This window comes from Gilvimarinus sp. 1_MG-2023 (assembly GCF_030548285.1).
On record NZ_JAUOSC010001579.1, the window covers coordinates 1 to 241 of the forward strand.

The 241-nt window shown below is 57.3% G+C and carries 1 protein-coding gene; it reads right to left on the bottom strand.

Annotated elements, in window-relative coordinates; genetic code table 11:
- On the bottom strand, positions 1–241 hold a 241-nt coding region (locus Q4563_RS22120; RefSeq protein ID WP_303606069.1), incomplete at both ends, for a deoxyribodipyrimidine photo-lyase.

Here is a 241-nt window from a genome sequence, read left to right on the forward strand (position 1 = left end):
GCGCGCCTTCGGCCCGGGCTAGCCAGGCTTTGCGGAACGGGCTGTAGACCTTGAAAGGTGAGCCGCTTTTGGTGGCCAGGTCGCCGGGAGGAATCAGGCACTGGTCATGAAAACGATGAACCGAAATCTGGTGTTGCCTGGCCCAGCGCTCCCAGTGGCGATCACGGTTGCTTTCGTTAACTTCGTATTCGTTGTTGAAGCTGACGTGACGAATATCCAGCTCAGTTACCAGCTGTTGCAG